The following is a 16209-nucleotide window of genomic DNA, read 5'->3' as shown; positions in this document are numbered from 1 at the left end:
CCCTCACTGGCGGTTGTGCTGTGCGATCGGCGGCGCGCCGGGCGCTGTGCCCTGGCTCGCTTCGACCTGCACCTGGTCGCCGGCCTTGACGTGTTGCAGGCCTTCGATAACCACTTGTTCACCGGGCGCCAGGCCTTCGCTGACCACCCAGCGGTCGCCTTGGGCGCTGCCCAGCACGACCTGGCGGTCGCTGACGCGGGCCTGCGGGTCGACCACCAGCACTTTCGGCACACCGGCGCTGTCGCGCAGGATGGCGCGCTGCGGCACGCTGAGGCCTTTGGGCTGCACCGCTTGTTCCAGGCGCACGCGCACATAGCTGCCCGGCAGCAGGTCGAGGTCTGGGTTGGGGAACTCGCTGCGCAGGGTGATCTGGTTGGTGCTCGGGTCGACGCTGATGTCAGAGAACAACAGCTTGCCGGGCAGCGGGTAGGCGCTGCCGTCGTCCTGAATCAGCGTGGCGCGGGCCTGGCCGTCGCCGACCTGCTGCAGCTCGCCGGCTCGCAGGGCACGGCGCAGGGCGTTGAGCTCGCGGGTCGACTGGGTAACGTCGGCATGAATCGGGTCCAGTTGCTGGATGGTGGCCAGGGGTGTGGTCTCGTTCTGCCCGACCAGCGCACCCTCAGTCACCAGTGCTCGGCCGATGCGTCCGGAAATCGGCGCGGTCACCGTGGCATACCCCAGGTTAAGGCGCGCGCGCTCCAGGGCGGCCTTGGCCTCGGCAACTTCAGCGTCAGCCTGCAGGAAGCTGGCCCGGGCATTGTCGTATTCCTGGCGGCTCACGGCCTTGTCGTCGACCAGTTCGCGGTAGCGTTGCTCTTGCAGGCGCGCTTGATACAGGTTGGCCTGGGCCTTGGCCAGGGTGGCGCGGGCGCTGTCGTGGTCGGCCTTGAACGGCGCCGGGTCGATGAGGAACAGCACGTCGCCTTGCTTGACGTCGCTGCCCTCGCGGTAGACGCGCTTGAGCACCACACCTGCCACACGTGCGCGCACTTCCGCGGTCCGCGGTGCCAGGATACGGCCGCTGAGTTCGCTGCTGATGGCCAGCGGCTGCAGTTGCAGGGTTTCGACGCGCACCTGCGGGGTGGGCTCTTTTTCGTCCTGCTCGGCGCTGTCGCCACAGCCGGCCAGGGATATGCTCAGAAACGCCAGAAGCGCCACGGGGCGCAGGCGAGGGGGGAGGCTAGTAGGCATACGGATCTTCCGATGATGACGCGGTGTATGCTACGGCAGGCGTTCCCTTGGTGGCTGTTAATACCTGTAGGGCGAGTGTGAAAAAGTGTGAAGAAGCGTCCTGCCTCGGCGTAGGATTCTATATCCTGCCTGGACTTCCTCTTGTGTCAAAGCGCTTATGCCAAACCTTTTATTGGTCGAAGACGACAGTGCCTTGTCCGAACTGATCGCCAGCTACCTGCAACGCAATGATTTCCATGTTCAGGTGATCGCCCGCGGCGACCACGTGCTGGACGCCTTTCGCCGGCAAAAGCCTGACCTGGTGATCCTTGACCTGATGCTGCCCGGCATCGATGGCCTGCAACTGTGCCGCCTGCTGCGCCAGGAATCGCAGAGCTTGCCGATCCTCATGCTGACCGCCCGTGACGACAGCCACGATCAGGTGCTGGGCCTGGAAATGGGCGCGGACGATTACGTGACCAAGCCCTGTGAGCCCCGTGTGCTGCTGGCCCGTGTGCGCACGTTGTTGCGCCGCAGCAGCGTCAATGAGCCACGCCTTGACAGCGATTTGATCCAGATCGGCGGCCTGCGCATCGACCTGGCCGAGCGCACCGTGAGCTGGCGCGGCGAAGAGGTGGAACTGTCCAGCGGCGAGTACAACTTGCTGGTGGTGCTGGCGCGCAACGCGGGCGAAGTGCTGAACCGCGACCGCATCCTGCAGCAACTGCGCGGCATCGAGTTCAACGGCACCGACCGTTCGGTGGACGTCGCCATCTCCAAACTGCGCCGCAAGTTCGACGACAGTGCTGGCGAGGCGCGCAAGATCAAGACTGTCTGGGGTAAAGGCTACCTGTTCAGCCGTGTCGAGTGGGAGTGCTGACCGAGCATGCTGAAGATCCTGGTGCGCCTGTACCTGTTGATCATCGTCGCTTACGCCGGTGCGCTGCTGTTCATCCCTGACTCCATCGTCGGCCTGTTCCATGAACGCTTCATGGCGTACAACCTGGACCAGACCAAAGGCGTGCAGTCGCTGATCGTCCGCCAGTTCCACCAGGCCCCGCATGAGCAGTGGCCAGCGGTGGAGCGAGACTTGGCCGATGCCTTCGCACCGCTGGAGGTCAAGCTGCTGCGCATGGACCAGGCCGACCTCAGCGCGGATGAACAGGCGCGGCTGGAACATGGTTTGTACGCCGTGCGCATCGCAGACTGGGGTTATTACGAGACGGTGCTGGCACCGCTCGACAAGGACTGGCTGGTGCGCCTGCATGCCCCGCCTGATCCCCTGGACATCAACGTGCTGTCCTGGGGCGTGACGGTGTTGATCGGTGCAGCCATGCTCGGCTGCCTGCTGCTGTGGGTGTGGCCGCACTGGCGTGACCTGGAGCGGCTCAAGGAAACCGCCCGACGCCTGGGGCAGGGGCAGATGGCAGAACGTACGCACATCTCGCCGCACTCGAACATCGGTGAGCTGGCCGGGGTGTTCGACACCATGGCCAGCGACCTGGAACGCCACGTCAACCAGCAGCGCGAGCTGCTCAATGCCGTGTCCCACGAGCTGCGCACCCCGCTGACCCGCCTGGACTTCGGCCTGGTGCTGCTGTTCGACGAAGTGCCGGCTGCCAGTCGCAAGCGGCTGTTGGAGCTGGTCGGCCATGTGCGTGAACTGGATGAGCTGGTGCTGGAGCTGTTGTCTTACAGCCGTTTGTACAACGCCGACCAGGCGCGTGAGCGGGTCGAGGTATCGCTGCTGGAGCTGGTAGACAGCGTGCTGGGCAGCTTTGCCGAAGAGCTCGACAGCCGCGGTATCCAATGGGAAGTGCGGGCAGAGCGTGAACTGCCACGCTTTGTGCTCGACCCCCGTTTGACCGCGCGGGCCGTGCAGAACCTGGTACGCAATGCGATGCGTTATTGCGACGAAAGCCTGCTGCTGAGGTTGCGGCTCGAGAATGACGGTGCGTGTCTGCTCACGGTAGAGGATGACGGGATTGGTATCCCGGTCGAGGAGCGTGAGCGGATTTTCCAGCCGTTCTACCGGTTGGACCGTAGCCGTGATCGCAATACTGGCGGGTTTGGCTTGGGGCTGGCAATCAGTCGACGGGCCATCGAAGGGCAGGGGGGCACACTGACGGTGGCGCAATCGGCGCTGGGTGGGGCGCAGTTCAGGATTCGCTTGCCGGCGGGTGGTTAGGCTGGCGGTGCCACAGTGCCGGTTTGCCCGCGCGCACGGCACTGGTACTCTTGTGGGCCAAATCGTGTCGTTTGGCAGATCGTATTTCAGGGAGTTGAACATGCAAGGCAAGGCCCGCAAGATCGTCCAGGCCATTCTTTACGAAGCCATCGCCGTTGCCTGCGTAGCCCCCGCGCTGGAACTGGCGTTTGGCGCCGGGATGGCTCAGTCGGCGGTGTTGTCCGTCCTTATGTCAGGGATCGCCATGAGCTGGAATATGGCATTCAACTGGGGGTTCGAGCGTTGGGAGGCGCGTCAGCCGCAACGCGAACGCACCTTCATGCGCCGTGTCTTGCATGCCTTGGGCTTTGAAGGCGGGCTGGTAGTGATTCTGCTGCCGCTGGTGGCGTGGTGGCTCGATGTCAGCCTGTGGGCGGCCTTCTTGACCAACCTGGCGCTGTTCGTGTTCTTCTTCGTGTACGCGTTCGTTTTCCAGTGGGGGTTCGACAAGGTGTTCGACGTGCCGCTTTCGGCCCAGCAGGCAAAGTGTTGACTTGCTGCCCTGCGGCGGGATAAGTTCCTACCCCATGAATACCTTCCCGCACGTGAACGCCATTATTATTACCGCCATTATCAGTTTGGCGGGCTAGCGCGTACGTGCACCTAACCCGCCCTGGAGGCGGGTTTTTACTCTCTGACTCCTGGGCAACGTGAAAATAGCCAAGGAGTCATCGATGACCAGCTTCAGCGCCAACCTGCGTACCCCAGCCACGCCACAGCAACTGCTGTCGGAGCAGGTACGGCGTATTCTCGCCGCACCGGTGTACGACCTGGCCATCGAAACGCCGCTGCAAGCAGCGCCAGCACTGTCCGCCAGCCTGGGCAACCAGGTGTTGCTCAAGCGTGAAGACCTGCAACCCACCTTCTCGTTCAAGATCCGCGGTGCCTACACCCGCCTGTCACGGCTGACGCCCGCCCAGCGCGAACGCGGGGTGATCACCGCGTCGGCTGGCAACCATGCCCAAGGCGTGGCGCTGGCGGCTTCGCACCTGGGGCTGAAAGCCACCATCGTCATGCCAACCACCACGCCCTCGTTGAAAGTGGAAGGGGTGCGCTCGCGCGGTGGCCATGTGGTGCTGCACGGTGAGAGCTTCCCCCATGCACTGGCCCACGCCCTGCAATTGGCCGACAGCGAAGGTGCCACCTTCGTGCCGCCGTTCGATGACCCAGACGTGATCGCCGGCCAAGGCACCGTGGCCATGGAGATCCTGCGCCAGCGCCCAGGTGCACTGGATGCGATCTTCGTCCCGGTGGGCGGTGGTGGCTTGGTGGCGGGCATTGCGGCCTACGTGAAATACCTGCGGCCCGAGGTCAAGGTGATCGGCGTCGAGCCGGAAGACTCCAACTGCTTGCAGGCTGCCTTGGCCGCGGGCGAGCGCGTGATCCTGCCGCAAGTCGGCACCTTTGCCGATGGCGTGGCGGTGGCGCAGGTGGGTGCTCACTGTTTCGAGCTGTGCCGGCACTTCGTCGATGAAGTGATTACCGTCAACAGCGACGAACTGTGCGCAGCCATCAAGGACATCTACGACGACACCCGCTCGATCACCGAACCCTCCGGTGCCCTGGCTGTGGCCGGCATCAAGAAATACGTGGCCCGCGAAGGCGTGCAGGGGCAGACCTTGGTGGCGATCGACTCTGGTGCCAATGTCAATTTCGACCGCCTGCGCCATGTGGCGGAGCGGGCTGAGCTGGGTGAGCAGCGTGAGGCGATCATTGCCGTGACCATTCCTGAGCAGCCGGGCAGTTTCCGTGCATTTTGCCAGGCGCTGGGCAAACGCCAGATCACCGAGTTCAACTACCGCTATTACCCGGGCAAGGAAGCGCGTTTGTTTGTCGGGGTGCAGACGCACCCGCTGCACGACCCTCGGGAGAACCTGCTGACCAGCCTTGCCGAGCAGGGTTACAGCGTGCTCGACCTGACCGAAAACGAACTGGCCAAGCTGCATGTGCGCCACACTGTGGGCGGGCATGCGGCGCCGGGGGCGGATGAGCGTGTGCTGCGCTTCGAGTTCCCGGAGCGGCCCGGGGCGCTGTTGGGGTTCCTGGAGCGGTTGGGCAAACGCTGGAACATCAGCCTGTTCCATTACCGTAACCATGGTGCAGCGGAGGCGCGGGTATTTGCTGCGCTGGAAGTACCAGGGGATGAGCTGGCGAAGTTGCCGCAGACGCTGGATGAGATGGGCTACCGCTATTGGGATGAAACCGAAAACCCAGCGTACAAGCTGTTTCTGGGGTGACCTGTAGGAGCAGCCTTGTGCTGCGAAGAGGCCGGTTGCAGCAGTGAAGATTCACAGTGTTGCCACCCGCCTCTTCGCAGCGCAAGGCTGCTCCTACAGGTTGCGCGTAGCGCTGGGCTGCTCAGCGCTCACGCATAAAGAAGCCCGCCACATACTTGCGGAAGGTTTCCAGGCTCTTGAAATCGGCATAACGCTTGAAGTTCTCGGCGTCCGGCTCGGGGCCAATCGGTTGCTCCAGCAGCGACACCGAAAGCACCCGGTCCTGATCCGAGGTCAGCACCAGTTCATCCATCACCTGCCCGCCGATCACCGGTCGACGCATCTGGACCTTCACGCCCTTGCTGGCCATCCAGTCGATCAGCGACACCAACGCCTTGAGTGGCTCACGCTCTTCATCGCGGTACACCGGGAACAGGTGAGCGCGTGACAGCACTGGCACGCTGGCGACATGGATCAGTTCGTAGAAGTGGCTGCCAGCAGAAGCGGGCGAGTACAGCGCCAATGCCAAAAGCGGCCCGGCTGCACGGCTACCGCCCCAGTACAGGTGATGGCCCTGGAAGTCGAACCCATCCTCACTGCGGCTATTGAACAGCTTGCGCCCTTTGATCTGGTCGACGCAGTCCAGCATCAGGCCATGCCGGCGATGATTGCCGAACACCGTGGCCTCGCGCAGGCGGGCCTTGAGCATCATCATGTGCTTCATGTCCAGCCGGGTTTCCAGGTAGTTGCTGGCTGGCACTCGCTCCAGCAGCGGGTAGCGGCTGGCAACGCTGCGCAGCTCGGCAAACTGCCCAGTGAGGTCTTTTTTCAGGTGGGTGGCGTAGAGGTTCAAGCCGCTGATCTCGATCCAGGTCAGCAGCAGCGACAACAGCCGTTGTTGTTCGCGCCGGTCAGTGCCCTCACTGCCACTGTTGTCCTGGGCCGGGCGAAAGTCACCGATCAGGCGCAATGGCGTATCGGGTGGCAGCCAGGCCGCAGGTGGGGCAGGGTCGTCATCGCGTTCTGCGGCTTCACGCTCGTCTTTGGTGAACGGGCAGCCAGGTGCATGCTCGGCAGTGCCTGGGTTGTTTTTCAGGAACAGCGTGCCGGTGTTGCCGTTGAGGGTCACATTGAGCACCGGTAGCGCGTCCTTGCGGCAGTCGCAGGCCAGCCATTGGTTGGCGTTACGCACCTTCATCAGCAACTGGTTGGCCTGCAGCAGGCGAGGTCCAGCGAGCGTACCTGTGTTGAAGCCGACCAGCAGCTCTTCTTCAGCGGGGGTCAGGCTGCGCACCTGCGCGGCGGTCTTATCGATGATTCGCATTAATGGGCAGCTCCAAGCTACGAGCCTCAAGCTTCAAGCAAAGCGTCCGCACTTTCAACTTGAGGCTGGTAGCGGGCCGCTCAGTTACCGCCGAACAGTTTGGCGGCGCGGGCGCGAATCTCGTCAGGGCTGAGGTCCTCCTTGTGGGTCGAGACGAACCAGATATTGCCGAACGGGTCCCTGAGGGTGCCGCTGCGGTCGCCATAGAACTGGTCCGTCACTTCGCGCAGCTGAGTGGCGCCGCACGCCAGGGCCTGGGCATAGACCTTGTCGCAGTCTTCGACATACAGGTGCAGGCCTACCGCCGCGCCCGGGAGTTTCTGGCTGGCGGTCAGGCCACCTTCCATGTCGCAGGGGTCGCCGAGCATCAGCGACGAATCGCCGATTTTCAATTCAGCATGCCCCACGCGACCGCCCGGGGCGTCGAGGCGGAACATCTCGACGGCGCCAAAGGCTTTCTTGTAGAACTCGATGGCCTTGGCGGCGTCGTTGATGCCCAAGTAGGGCGTGATGCTGTGCTGGCCTTCGGGGATGGGTTTGACTGCCATGTTCGCTCTCCTTCACAACGGGCGCCGGTTGGCGCCCTTTTGCTTAGAGTCGTTTGCACGGATGGAAAATCGACAGTGGCGCTAGACCGATTATCTATAACGGCGGCCGTCAGAAGATGTAATCGGTGGTCAGGAAACTCGATTGGCGATTGCGGATGATCTCGCTGATCAGCGTTTTGTTGGCCTCCTGGAACTTGGTCGCCACCAGCGTGCGGATCGAGAACACGCGCAGGGCGTCATGCACCGACAAAGTACCTTCGGCACTGTTCTTGCGGCCGTTGAACGGGTAGGTGTCTGGCCCGCGCTGGCACTGTGCGTTGATATTGATGCGGCCGACCTGGTTGGCAAAGGTGTCCACCAGGCTGCCGATGGTCGCCGGGTCGTTGCCGAACAGGCTCAGTTGCTGGCCGTAGTCGGAATCGAGCACGTAATCAATCACGGTTTCCAGGTCGCGATAGGGCACCACCGGCACCACTGGGCCGAACTGCTCCTCGTGGTACACGCGCATGACATGGCTCACCGGGTAGAGCAGGGCGGGGTAGAAGAACGAACCGCGGCTTTGCCCTCCGCCCTCGTTGATCACCCGTGCGCCCTTGGCCGTGGCATCGGCCACCAGGCCATCGAGGTAGTCGACCTTGCCCGGTTCCGGCAGTGGTGTCAGCGCCACACCGGGTTCCCATGGCATGCCAGGTTTGAGCGCGGCGAGTTTGCGCTGGAATTTTTCCAGAAAGGCGTCGACCACATCTTCATGGACGAACAGTACCTTCAGCGCCGTGCAGCGCTGGCCGTTGAATGACAGGGCACCTGTCACGGCCTCTTCGACCGCGTTGTCCAGGTCGACCTGGGGCAGCACGATGCCGGGGTTCTTGGCGTCCAGGCCCAGGGCCGCGCGCAGGCGGTGTGGGCGCGGGTGCAGTTTTTTCAGGTCGCTGGCGGCCTTGTGGGTACCGATGAAAGCAAACACATCGACCAGGCCGCTGGCCATCAGCGCGCTGACGGTTTCGCGGCCGCGGCCATAAATGACGTTGATCACCCCCGGCGGGAAGCTGTCGCGGAAGGCTTCGAGCAACGGGCGGATCAGCAAGACGCCAAACTTGGCCGGTTTGAACACCACGGTATTGCCCATGATCAGCGCCGGGATCAACGTGGTGAACGTTTCGTTCAGGGGGTAGTTGTAGGGCCCCATGCACAACGCCACGCCCAGCGGGGCACGGCGGATCTGGCCAAGGGTGCCCTGTTCGAGCTCGAAACGGCTGGAGCGGCGGTCGAGGTCCTTGAGCGCATTGATGGTGTCGACGATGTAGTCGCAGGTGCGGTCGAACTCTTTTTCCGAGTCCTTGAGGTTCTTGCCGATTTCCCACATCAGCAACTTGACCACGGCCTGGCGCTGCTCGCGCATGCGCGCCAGGAAGCCTTCGACGTGCTGTATGCGTTCGGCAACACGCATCGTCGGCCAGGCGCCGCGGCCCTTGTCGTAGGCCTGCACGGCAGCGTCGAGCGCGGTGAGGGCGGTGTCGGCGTCAAGCATCGGGGCACTGCCGAGAATGACCTGGCGCTCGCCGTCGGTTTCCTTCAGCCAGACCGGGCTGCGCACCGTGGCCAGAGGGCCGTCCCAGCGCCTGAGCTGGCCGTTCACCAAATAGTCGCGTTGTTCCAGGGGGGCTTCCAGGCGCCAGGTGTCGGGGATGTTCTCGGCGGTCGGGAAAAGTGAATCGAGCAGACGGTCCATGGGTACTGCACCTCACATATCTGAGCGGAGTTCGTGCCAGGTGAAACGCTTCAGCTTCGAGCATGCACCGGTCACAGGAAAAACACCAGTCTGGCTCAACATTGCCTGCACTGCGCCGATACAGAGCTAACCCGGTGCGTCAGCAGGCCTATGATCACTTCCATTCCCCCCAGCGACGACACACAGACGGCCGCACTGCTGGCTTCGCCCTTGTTCTGGTTGGCGTTGGCCGCCATCGGCCTGCTCGGCCTCTGCGTCGTGCGGCTCACCTGCAAGCAGCGCCAGCTGCAGCGGCTTAACCTCGAACTGCGCCTGGCACAGGCACAGTTCGAACGCCTGGCGCACTACGACACCATTACCGGGTTGCCCAACCGGGTGCTGTTCCAGCGGCAATTGGCTGAGGCCATCGACAAGAGGCATGGCCTGGCTGTGCTCATGCTCGACATCGACGGTTTCAAACAGGTTAACGACAGCCTCGGTCACGCGATGGGCGACCTGCTGCTGCAGCAAGCCACCGCGCGCTTCCTGCAGGAGCTGGACCTGCACGACCGCGTCTGCCGCCTGGGCGGCGACGAGTTCGTGTTCATGCTCCAGGGCACCCAGGGCCAGGTAACTCACCAGTTGCGCCATGTGCTGCGTTGCCTGCAGCGGCCGTTCGACCTCAAAGGTAACGCTGCATTGGTTACCGGCAGCATTGGCCTGGCCTGGTGCCCGCAGCATGGCGAGGATGTCGACAACCTGCTGCGCCACGCCGATACCGCCATGTACGCCGCCAAGGAAAGCGGGCGCAACACCTGGCGGGCGTATCACCCGGATATGACCGCGCGCTTGCAGCAACGCCTGGAATTGGAGCGCAACTTGCGGCGGGCGCTCAATAATGATGAATTCGAACTTTGGTACCAGCCCAAGGTGGACCTGTTCAGCGGCAAGCTGGAGGGTGTCGAGGCGCTGCTGCGCTGGCGCGACCCGCAAGCAGGTCTGGTGTCACCGGCCGAGTTCATCCCCTTGGCAGAGCGTACCGGGTTGATCATCCCCTTGGGCGAGCGCGTGCTGGAGCTGGCCTGTGCGCAGTTGGCAACCTGGCGTCGCGATGACTGCCTGCCCGGGCCGTTGGCGATCAACGTCGCGGCATTGCAGATCGAGCGCAGCGACTATGTGTCGAGCCTGGCCATGGCGCTGGAGCGTCATGGCTTGGCCGCCAATCTGTTGGAGGTGGAGATTACTGAAAGCCTATTGATGGAAAGCCAGCAGCAGGCCTGCGCGGTACTCGCGCAGTTGCAGGCCATGGGCGTGGCCACTGCGGTGGATGACTTCGGCACCGGTTATTCGTCGCTGGCCTACCTGCGTGCGCTGCCTATCGACCACCTGAAGATCGACCGTGCGTTCATCAAGGACCTGCCCGCAGACGATGATGCGGTGGCCATTGCCCGTGCCATCATCGACCTGGGGCATGCCTTGGGTTATCGCATCACTGCCGAAGGCATCGAAACTCAGGAGCAGTACGATTTTCTGCGAAATGCCGGCTGCGATCAGGGGCAGGGCTACCTGATGGGGCGGCCGATGCCGGCCGCCGAGTTGCAAGGCTGGATAGCGCGTAACCCGCGTAGGCAGCGCCTGTCATCTGGGTAACAGGCGCTTTTCGCCGCGCGCTACAGGGGAAGGCGGAACAAGTTATAGGGCGGGTGCGTCAACCACTCCTGGCGTAGTACCGGGTCAGCATCGATGGCCGCTAGACGCCGCCAGAACTCCGCGCGGGCTTGTTGCGGGCGAGCTATGAAAAAATCGTTTTCAAGCAACGGCCTGAGGTCGCGGCGGTACTGAAGTGGCAAGCGCTGCCACAGCGCAGCCTGTTCCGGGCCCGTCCCCTCGAAGAATTCTGCATAGTCCCCCTCACACACCAGCAAATCGACTTCATGGGCGACATTGTAAGCATCGACCTGGGCCAGCATGCCTTCGCTCAGCCACTCACTCTCCAGGCACAGGGCTTCGGCGGACGGGCCGGGGATGTTGAAACCTACCGGCAGCCGCTGGAACTGGTTGCCAGACAGGTCCAGGACGAGCGGTTCGGTAACGACGTCCAAGCCAAGGGGCAGCTCGGTCAGCCCACACTCGGACAGGAACACGGTTTTCAGGTGTTCAAGCCCGTGCAGGTCTGGCGCCTCCAGCAGCGGGTTGCCCGACAGGTCCAGCACGATAAGCCCGGCGCACTGGTTCAGCGCTACCTGGTTGCGGTTGTCCCAGGTGATGCGGTTGTTGTCCAGATCAAGCCAGGTCAATCGTTCTGGGGTGGTCACACGGGGCAGGGCATCGAAACGGCAATTGGACAGCAATAAGCGTTTCAATTTGGGAAAGCGTTCCAGGAATTCTGCAGGGAGCTGGCTGAGTGCTGGGTTGCTGTGCAGCGATACGTGCTCCACATGGGTGAAGTCGTCCGGCAGAGCCAGGCTGGCCAGGTCCTGGTTTTCCAGTTCGAGGCCAGAGAGGTCGAGGCTGGCGATCCGGCCACCGCCTGCGAGTGGCACGCTCGAGAGGCGCCGCCAGGCGTTGATGATTGGGCGGATCGCCCGCTGGCGTTGGTGCGGGCGGTGAGGGTCGGGGCGGGCCCATTCCTGCAGGTTGCGGCGCAAGGTATCCAGGCGTTGTTGCAGGTCGCGCAGCCTTTGTGTCGGTGAGCGAAGGTCATTGTCTTCAGGGCCGCTTCCTAGTACATCCTCGATCTCCGAATCAGTGGCATCGGGGTACAGGCGGCGATAGGCGCCGGCCAGTGAACTTGTGTGGCGCGGGTGCGGGGCTTGCGGATCGAGTGGGCGACCTCCACGCAGTTGTACTGAGCGGGCGCGACGCCTGGCGCGAGGCCCCCACAGCCGTTGTGCAAGGTCATCTCGGTTGTCGTTGACCCAAGCCAGGACGCGCTGGCGTAACGTAAGCCCATCGGCCTGGACGATCGCCAGCGCGTCGCGTTGGCTGTGCGGCAGTACCTGCTCCACAGCGCGGCACAGGTCCAGGTCCCGCGTGGCGGGGGCAGGGCGCGGCCCCAGGTCAGCCTCATAACCTTCTGCGCTTTTGATCACCCGGCAGACACGGCCTGCTGAGCTGCTGCCGATATGTTCAAGCAGAGGGCCCTCGGGGCTACCCGCACGCAGTTCCAGGCGCACATCGCGCGGCCAGTCGGGCAGGCCATCGAGGGCATTGAACAGCAGGCGTTCGCTATCGGCACCGGCCCGAGCGGGAATCAGCACGCCTTCCACGGCGCGTACCAGAGGCAGTTCGCTGTGCGTGTGCTCAACCTGCTGACGCAGCCAGCCAGGTAACACTGCTTCGTTTTCCCAGGCGAGGAATTGCGCGGCGCGCAGGGGCGCCAGCAGACGCCTGGCGAGTACGGCCGACAGGCGAGGGTAGGCTTCCAGCAATTTGCGTGTTGCCGGCTCGATGGGCGCATCGCCGTTATACAACCGTTCGAACAAGTTGCCTGGCGCGTCGCGGCCCAGCGCAACCACCTTCGCTTGCGCGGCCATACGTTGCAGGGTGTCGAGCAGCAAAGCCGGTGGCGGATGCCCTTCTAGGTGCACGCGGCGCAGGTGCGCGGCGTCGGTCCCACACATGCGGCCAGCCAGCTCAAGTTGTTCGGGTGTGAACGCTGCGTAGTTTTCCCCCAAGCGGCGAGCCAGTATTGCGAAGGACCACTGTGATGGCTGTTCATGGCTGGCGCGCCAGGCACCCTTGTCGTTGTGTTCCAGAGGCGGCTGCCAAGCGTCCTGCGCGTGAGGGTGCACAAGCCGCCACTGCTGTGTCTGCGTGTCCAGGCGCTGTTCGTAGAGGTGGCCATCCATGCGAATGAAATACCGGCCATCATGCAGGTACTGGCCTTGAGCATTGGCGTGCACGTTTTCCGGCAAGTCCAAGGGGCAGCGATAGGGCGTGAGGTCTGGCTGCCAGAGCCGGTAGCGCCCATCGGGCTTGCGAACTTCCTGCAGGCTTTCCAGCAGAGGGCTTTTGAACAACTTCGGCACCACGTGGCCAGCGACCACCAGGCCACCCATCAGAGCTACGTTCAGGCCGACCGCCTCCAGGTGACGCAATGCCAGGTGGCGGTCACCCTGATGCCAGGCTTCATAGCCTTCGTACACTTCGCCAAGCAGTTGGCACGCCGTCACCGCCAGCATCAGCGTGCCCACGGCGGGGATGAAGAAGCCGGCCAGGTTGAGCGCGTCCATGCCGAGGTCTTCCCACGCTTGCAGGCGGTTTGCCCGCGCCGTGGCGTCGGCTTCGGCAGTCGGCACCGCCAGCTGGCGAGCTTCGCGTTTGAGGCGGTCAAGGTGCAGCGCCTGATACAAACCAAACGGTTCCTCGGTGATTGCCAGCCGGGTGGGGCGCAAATCCGCCTCAGGGGCTCGCTGCCATGCCTTGTCGTCGGCAGAACCGCCTGAGGCGTCAAGGTTTTGGTGCAGCAACTCAAGAAAGTGTTGTTGCTGACCCTGCTCCACGTACGCCATGAACGTCTGTCGGTCGGTGGGTTCGAGCAGCAGGGCTGCCAGAGCCTCGTGTACAGCCTCAAGGTCAGCGCATTGACGCAGGGCCTGGTCGTGGCCTGGCAGATAGAGCAACAGCCCGGCACTGCCAGTGTCGATCAGCATCACCTCGTGCAAGGTGATACCGAACAGCGCCAATTGCCAGCACGGCAGCTTGTCGCCCTGCAGCAACAGGTCGACCTGGTCGCGCGCGGCGCCACTGAGCACATGCCGCAAGTAAGCCAGGTCAGCCTGCAGGTGCAGCCTATCCTTGTACACGGCGATCGCCTGTTCGCGTACGTGTGGCTTGGCGAAATGGTGCTGTAGATGGGCCTGGTATTGCTGCCCCAAATCGAGCGAACGGCACAGTGCGGCGAAGGCGGCGGGTGTCAGCGGCAGCCGCTCCACTTCGTACCGTTCCGAGACCAGAGGAAAATGCGCCGGAGATGTTTGCGGGCCCACTACCGCAGTGCCTTGTACCTGGACGGCTGTGACTTGGATGTTGGGGCTAAGGGCAATGGCGCTTTGGGCGCTGAAGCGTTCGTCATCGGCGAAGTTCTGCAGCGCGGCCTGCAGCAGCGTGTCACGGCGATGGCTGTTCAGGTAACGCATGCCTGCCCAATGCCAGGTGCTTTCTACTCGAAGCAGTTCGGTGCCACGCAGCGGGGCGCTGCACCCGTGTTCGGCAAGGCGTGCCGTCAGCCGGGACTCAGCGAACGCAGTGATTTGCTCCAGCCCCTCAAGGGCCCGGGCCAGGGTGCTTTGCGAGCGCAGCAGGCGCGACTGGCTAAGGTGCACGGCCTGGCGAAGATCGGGCGCGGCGTTTGCAAACCAGGCCTGCGTGTAATAGGCCGGTAGTTGGCTTTGCCTCAAGCTGTGCCATTGAGGCGGTGCTATTGAGTGTGCCCAGATGGGCAGCTGTGCTTCCAGCAGTTTTTGATGCGGTTCGAGCGTTGAAAGGGTAGGCATGTCGATGCTCCTTTATGAGGAGAGAGCATCAAACGGTATTGGTTGATAACCAGGTGGTAACCCGGTATTGCCTGCAACTCGCCAGGCGTCATGTGATAGCGTCACATAATCATCAAAACAAAAGGCGTTTTTGACGTCATAAAATAGTTTGGCATGCTGTCAAAGTGCCGCTTGCCAAACCGTTGCCTGGCATCTTAAATTGTTACTGAATGTGAGAGTGAAGTTTCGATAGTAATCTTTTGTATATCAGTGCGTTGGGTGTGTTTATTACAGCTAATTATGATCTTGTTCTGATCTGCCCATAGACAACATCAAAGGACGTCGAAGAAGAATGAAACAGCACTTGGCGGCGGTGGCACGAAAACTCATCTCTCCTTCCACGCGCTACGAGATCAGGCTGCTTGCCAGCCAAGTAAGAGAAGTACTTGGCCGCGCTTGTTTTTGGCGGTGGGAGGTCGCCAGATTCAGGCTGCAACAGGAAAGCCCCTACGAAATCCTCTACATCGGGCGCAAGCAACAGCGCGAGATGGCTAAGCTGCTGATTGGTGGCAAGGCTCCGGGCAACGCTCCGGTTGCCGCCAGCAGTGCAGCGCCAGACGCGTCAAACCATGTCGTGGTGGTCAGTGAAATGCCCACCACAGGCGCGTTGTCCGTGCCGCACTACCTGAGTGCCGTGGTACCACTGGGGCGAGCGCTGGATGACATTACCGCCCGCTACGACAGCGAGCTGCGCCGCAGCATCCGCAAGAACCGGCCGCTTTATCAGATGAGGCAGACGCTGTCGGATGAAGAAATCGCAATGGCCGATAGCCAGTTGCTGCGCCCTTATGCCACGGCCAGGCAGGGTATTCATGCTGCGCAGTTTCCCACGGACGATGTCTTTCGCATTGCCAAGAGCGTCGGGCGCCTTGACCTCATCACCTTGGGCGACGAAGTGATCGGTTGCCACCTGGGTTGTGAAGTCACCCGCGGTGGCAAGCGCTACTGGAGCACCCTGCGTTTTGGTTATAGCGAAGCGGTGTTTTCAGATGCGAAAAAACTGCGTGAGGTGAACTCCATCACCACCTTCATGGCGCTGGAGTGGGCGTTGCAGCATGACTTTGATTATTACGATATCGGCCTGTGTCTGGCGCGGCCAGATGACGGTTTGCTGAAGTGGAAAAGAAGGCGCGGTGGCGACATTGACTCGCTGGGTAACCATGCCTACCTGTTCGTGCGGCTACCCAAGACCGGGACGGCGAAGTTTCTTTGGGAAACGCCAATGTTTGCGGTTGAAGGCGACAAATTGACCCTGCACCTGGGCTTACCGGACGGGCCAAGCGATGAAGAGGTCGCCAGCCGGTACCACGAGATGGTCTTTGGCGGCCTGCACAAGATTTACCTCTATGGTGACAAACGTTCGGGCGAGTCGTTTATCGAGACCTTGCGCACGCGTTACGCCAATTTACAGTCGCCGCCGACGATGGAAAGGATCACATCCAACTAAGTCGTTCAAAGGCTGTGACCACGCCACCCCGG

The 16209-nt window shown here is 62.6% G+C and carries 11 protein-coding genes; 6 read left to right on the top strand and 5 right to left on the bottom strand.

The genetic code is table 11. The annotated features are described in order from the left end of the window. Positions 1-3: 3 nt before the first annotated feature. Positions 4-1191, bottom strand: coding sequence for an efflux RND transporter periplasmic adaptor subunit (locus tag LOY53_RS13730; protein ID WP_099429461.1), 1188 nt, complete (start codon positions 1189-1191; stop codon positions 4-6). Positions 1192-1348: 157 nt separating this feature from the next. Between LOY53_RS13730 and LOY53_RS13725 the strand changes: the two genes are divergently transcribed. The 4 genes from LOY53_RS13725 (at position 1349) to ilvA (ending at position 5634) form a co-directional block, all read left to right on the top strand. After that, a complete protein-coding gene (locus LOY53_RS13725; RefSeq protein WP_027596751.1) occupies positions 1349-2050 on the top strand; it encodes a response regulator transcription factor in 702 nt (233 codons plus the stop codon). A 6-nt stretch (positions 2051-2056) separates the two neighbouring features. Continuing rightward, the gene (locus tag LOY53_RS13720) at positions 2057-3358 is read left to right on the top strand and encodes an ATP-binding protein (protein WP_252824292.1); all 1302 of its coding nucleotides are present in this window, start codon (positions 2057-2059) and stop codon (positions 3356-3358) included. 100 nt (positions 3359-3458) lie between these two features. Continuing rightward, positions 3459-3890 (top strand): PACE efflux transporter, encoded by a 432-nt coding sequence (locus LOY53_RS13715; RefSeq protein ID WP_027596753.1) that lies wholly within the window; start codon positions 3459-3461, stop codon positions 3888-3890. A gap of 181 nt (positions 3891-4071) precedes the next feature. Further along, positions 4072-5634: a threonine ammonia-lyase, biosynthetic gene (ilvA, locus tag LOY53_RS13710; protein WP_099454010.1), complete on the top strand. Its 1563-nt coding sequence runs from the start codon at positions 4072-4074 to the stop codon at positions 5632-5634. 121 nt (positions 5635-5755) lie between these two features. On the opposite strand, the gene LOY53_RS13705 is transcribed toward ilvA, so the two are convergent. The 3 genes from LOY53_RS13705 to LOY53_RS13695 form a co-directional block, all read right to left on the bottom strand. Beyond that, entirely contained in the window at positions 5756-6937 is a 1182-nt protein-coding gene (locus LOY53_RS13705) for a hypothetical protein (RefSeq protein WP_252824291.1), read from the bottom strand. Between the two features lie 80 nt (positions 6938-7017). Beyond that, complete coding sequence (locus LOY53_RS13700; RefSeq protein WP_252824290.1) at positions 7018-7485, bottom strand: VOC family protein; 468 nt, start codon at positions 7483-7485, stop codon at positions 7018-7020. 109 nt (positions 7486-7594) lie between these two features. Further along, the gene (locus tag LOY53_RS13695; protein WP_258702792.1) at positions 7595-9214 is read right to left on the bottom strand and encodes an NADP-dependent glyceraldehyde-3-phosphate dehydrogenase; all 1620 of its coding nucleotides are present in this window, start codon (positions 9212-9214) and stop codon (positions 7595-7597) included. Positions 9215-9364: 150 nt separating this feature from the next. Here LOY53_RS13695 and LOY53_RS13690 point away from each other — a divergent pair, with 150 nt between their 5' ends. Then, positions 9365-10843: a bifunctional diguanylate cyclase/phosphodiesterase gene (locus LOY53_RS13690; RefSeq protein WP_258702791.1), complete on the top strand. Its 1479-nt coding sequence runs from the start codon at positions 9365-9367 to the stop codon at positions 10841-10843. 20 nt (positions 10844-10863) lie between these two features. Here the strand turns inward: LOY53_RS13690 and LOY53_RS13685 are convergent, their stop codons facing one another. Continuing rightward, positions 10864-14691: a dermonecrotic toxin domain-containing protein gene (locus LOY53_RS13685; protein ID WP_258702790.1), complete on the bottom strand. Its 3828-nt coding sequence runs from the start codon at positions 14689-14691 to the stop codon at positions 10864-10866. A gap of 331 nt (positions 14692-15022) precedes the next feature. Here LOY53_RS13685 and LOY53_RS13680 point away from each other — a divergent pair, with 331 nt between their 5' ends. Further along, positions 15023-16177: a hypothetical protein gene (locus tag LOY53_RS13680; protein ID WP_258702789.1), complete on the top strand. Its 1155-nt coding sequence runs from the start codon at positions 15023-15025 to the stop codon at positions 16175-16177. Positions 16178-16209: the final 32 nt, after the last annotated feature.

Source organism: Pseudomonas sp. B21-031 (genome assembly GCF_024748985.1).
GTDB classification, from domain to species: Bacteria; Pseudomonadota; Gammaproteobacteria; order Pseudomonadales; family Pseudomonadaceae; genus Aquipseudomonas; species Aquipseudomonas kermanshahensis.
The sequence above is the reverse complement of the archived record's forward strand: the minus strand, read 5'-3'. Positions and strand labels throughout refer to the sequence as shown.

What these genes read in the sequence shown, in the direction of transcription:
- LOY53_RS13680 (WP_258702789.1), top strand. Translation starts at nt 15,023, where the DNA reads ATGAAACAGCACTTGGCGGCGGTGGCACGAAAACTCATCTCTCCTTCC.
- LOY53_RS13730 (WP_099429461.1), bottom strand. Translation starts at nt 1,191, where the DNA reads ATGCCTACTAGCCTCCCCCCTCGCCTGCGCCCCGTGGCGCTTCTGGCG.
- ilvA (WP_099454010.1), top strand. Translation starts at nt 4,072, where the DNA reads ATGACCAGCTTCAGCGCCAACCTGCGTACCCCAGCCACGCCACAGCAA.
- LOY53_RS13705 (WP_252824291.1), bottom strand. Translation starts at nt 6,937, where the DNA reads ATGCGAATCATCGATAAGACCGCCGCGCAGGTGCGCAGCCTGACCCCC.
- LOY53_RS13690 (WP_258702791.1), top strand. Translation starts at nt 9,365, where the DNA reads ATGATCACTTCCATTCCCCCCAGCGACGACACACAGACGGCCGCACTG.
- LOY53_RS13685 (WP_258702790.1), bottom strand. Translation starts at nt 14,691, where the DNA reads ATGCCTACCCTTTCAACGCTCGAACCGCATCAAAAACTGCTGGAAGCA.
- LOY53_RS13695 (WP_258702792.1), bottom strand. Translation starts at nt 9,214, where the DNA reads ATGGACCGTCTGCTCGATTCACTTTTCCCGACCGCCGAGAACATCCCC.
- LOY53_RS13715 (WP_027596753.1), top strand. Translation starts at nt 3,459, where the DNA reads ATGCAAGGCAAGGCCCGCAAGATCGTCCAGGCCATTCTTTACGAAGCC.
- LOY53_RS13725 (WP_027596751.1), top strand. Translation starts at nt 1,349, where the DNA reads ATGCCAAACCTTTTATTGGTCGAAGACGACAGTGCCTTGTCCGAACTG.
- LOY53_RS13700 (WP_252824290.1), bottom strand. Translation starts at nt 7,485, where the DNA reads ATGGCAGTCAAACCCATCCCCGAAGGCCAGCACAGCATCACGCCCTAC.
- LOY53_RS13720 (WP_252824292.1), top strand. Translation starts at nt 2,057, where the DNA reads ATGCTGAAGATCCTGGTGCGCCTGTACCTGTTGATCATCGTCGCTTAC.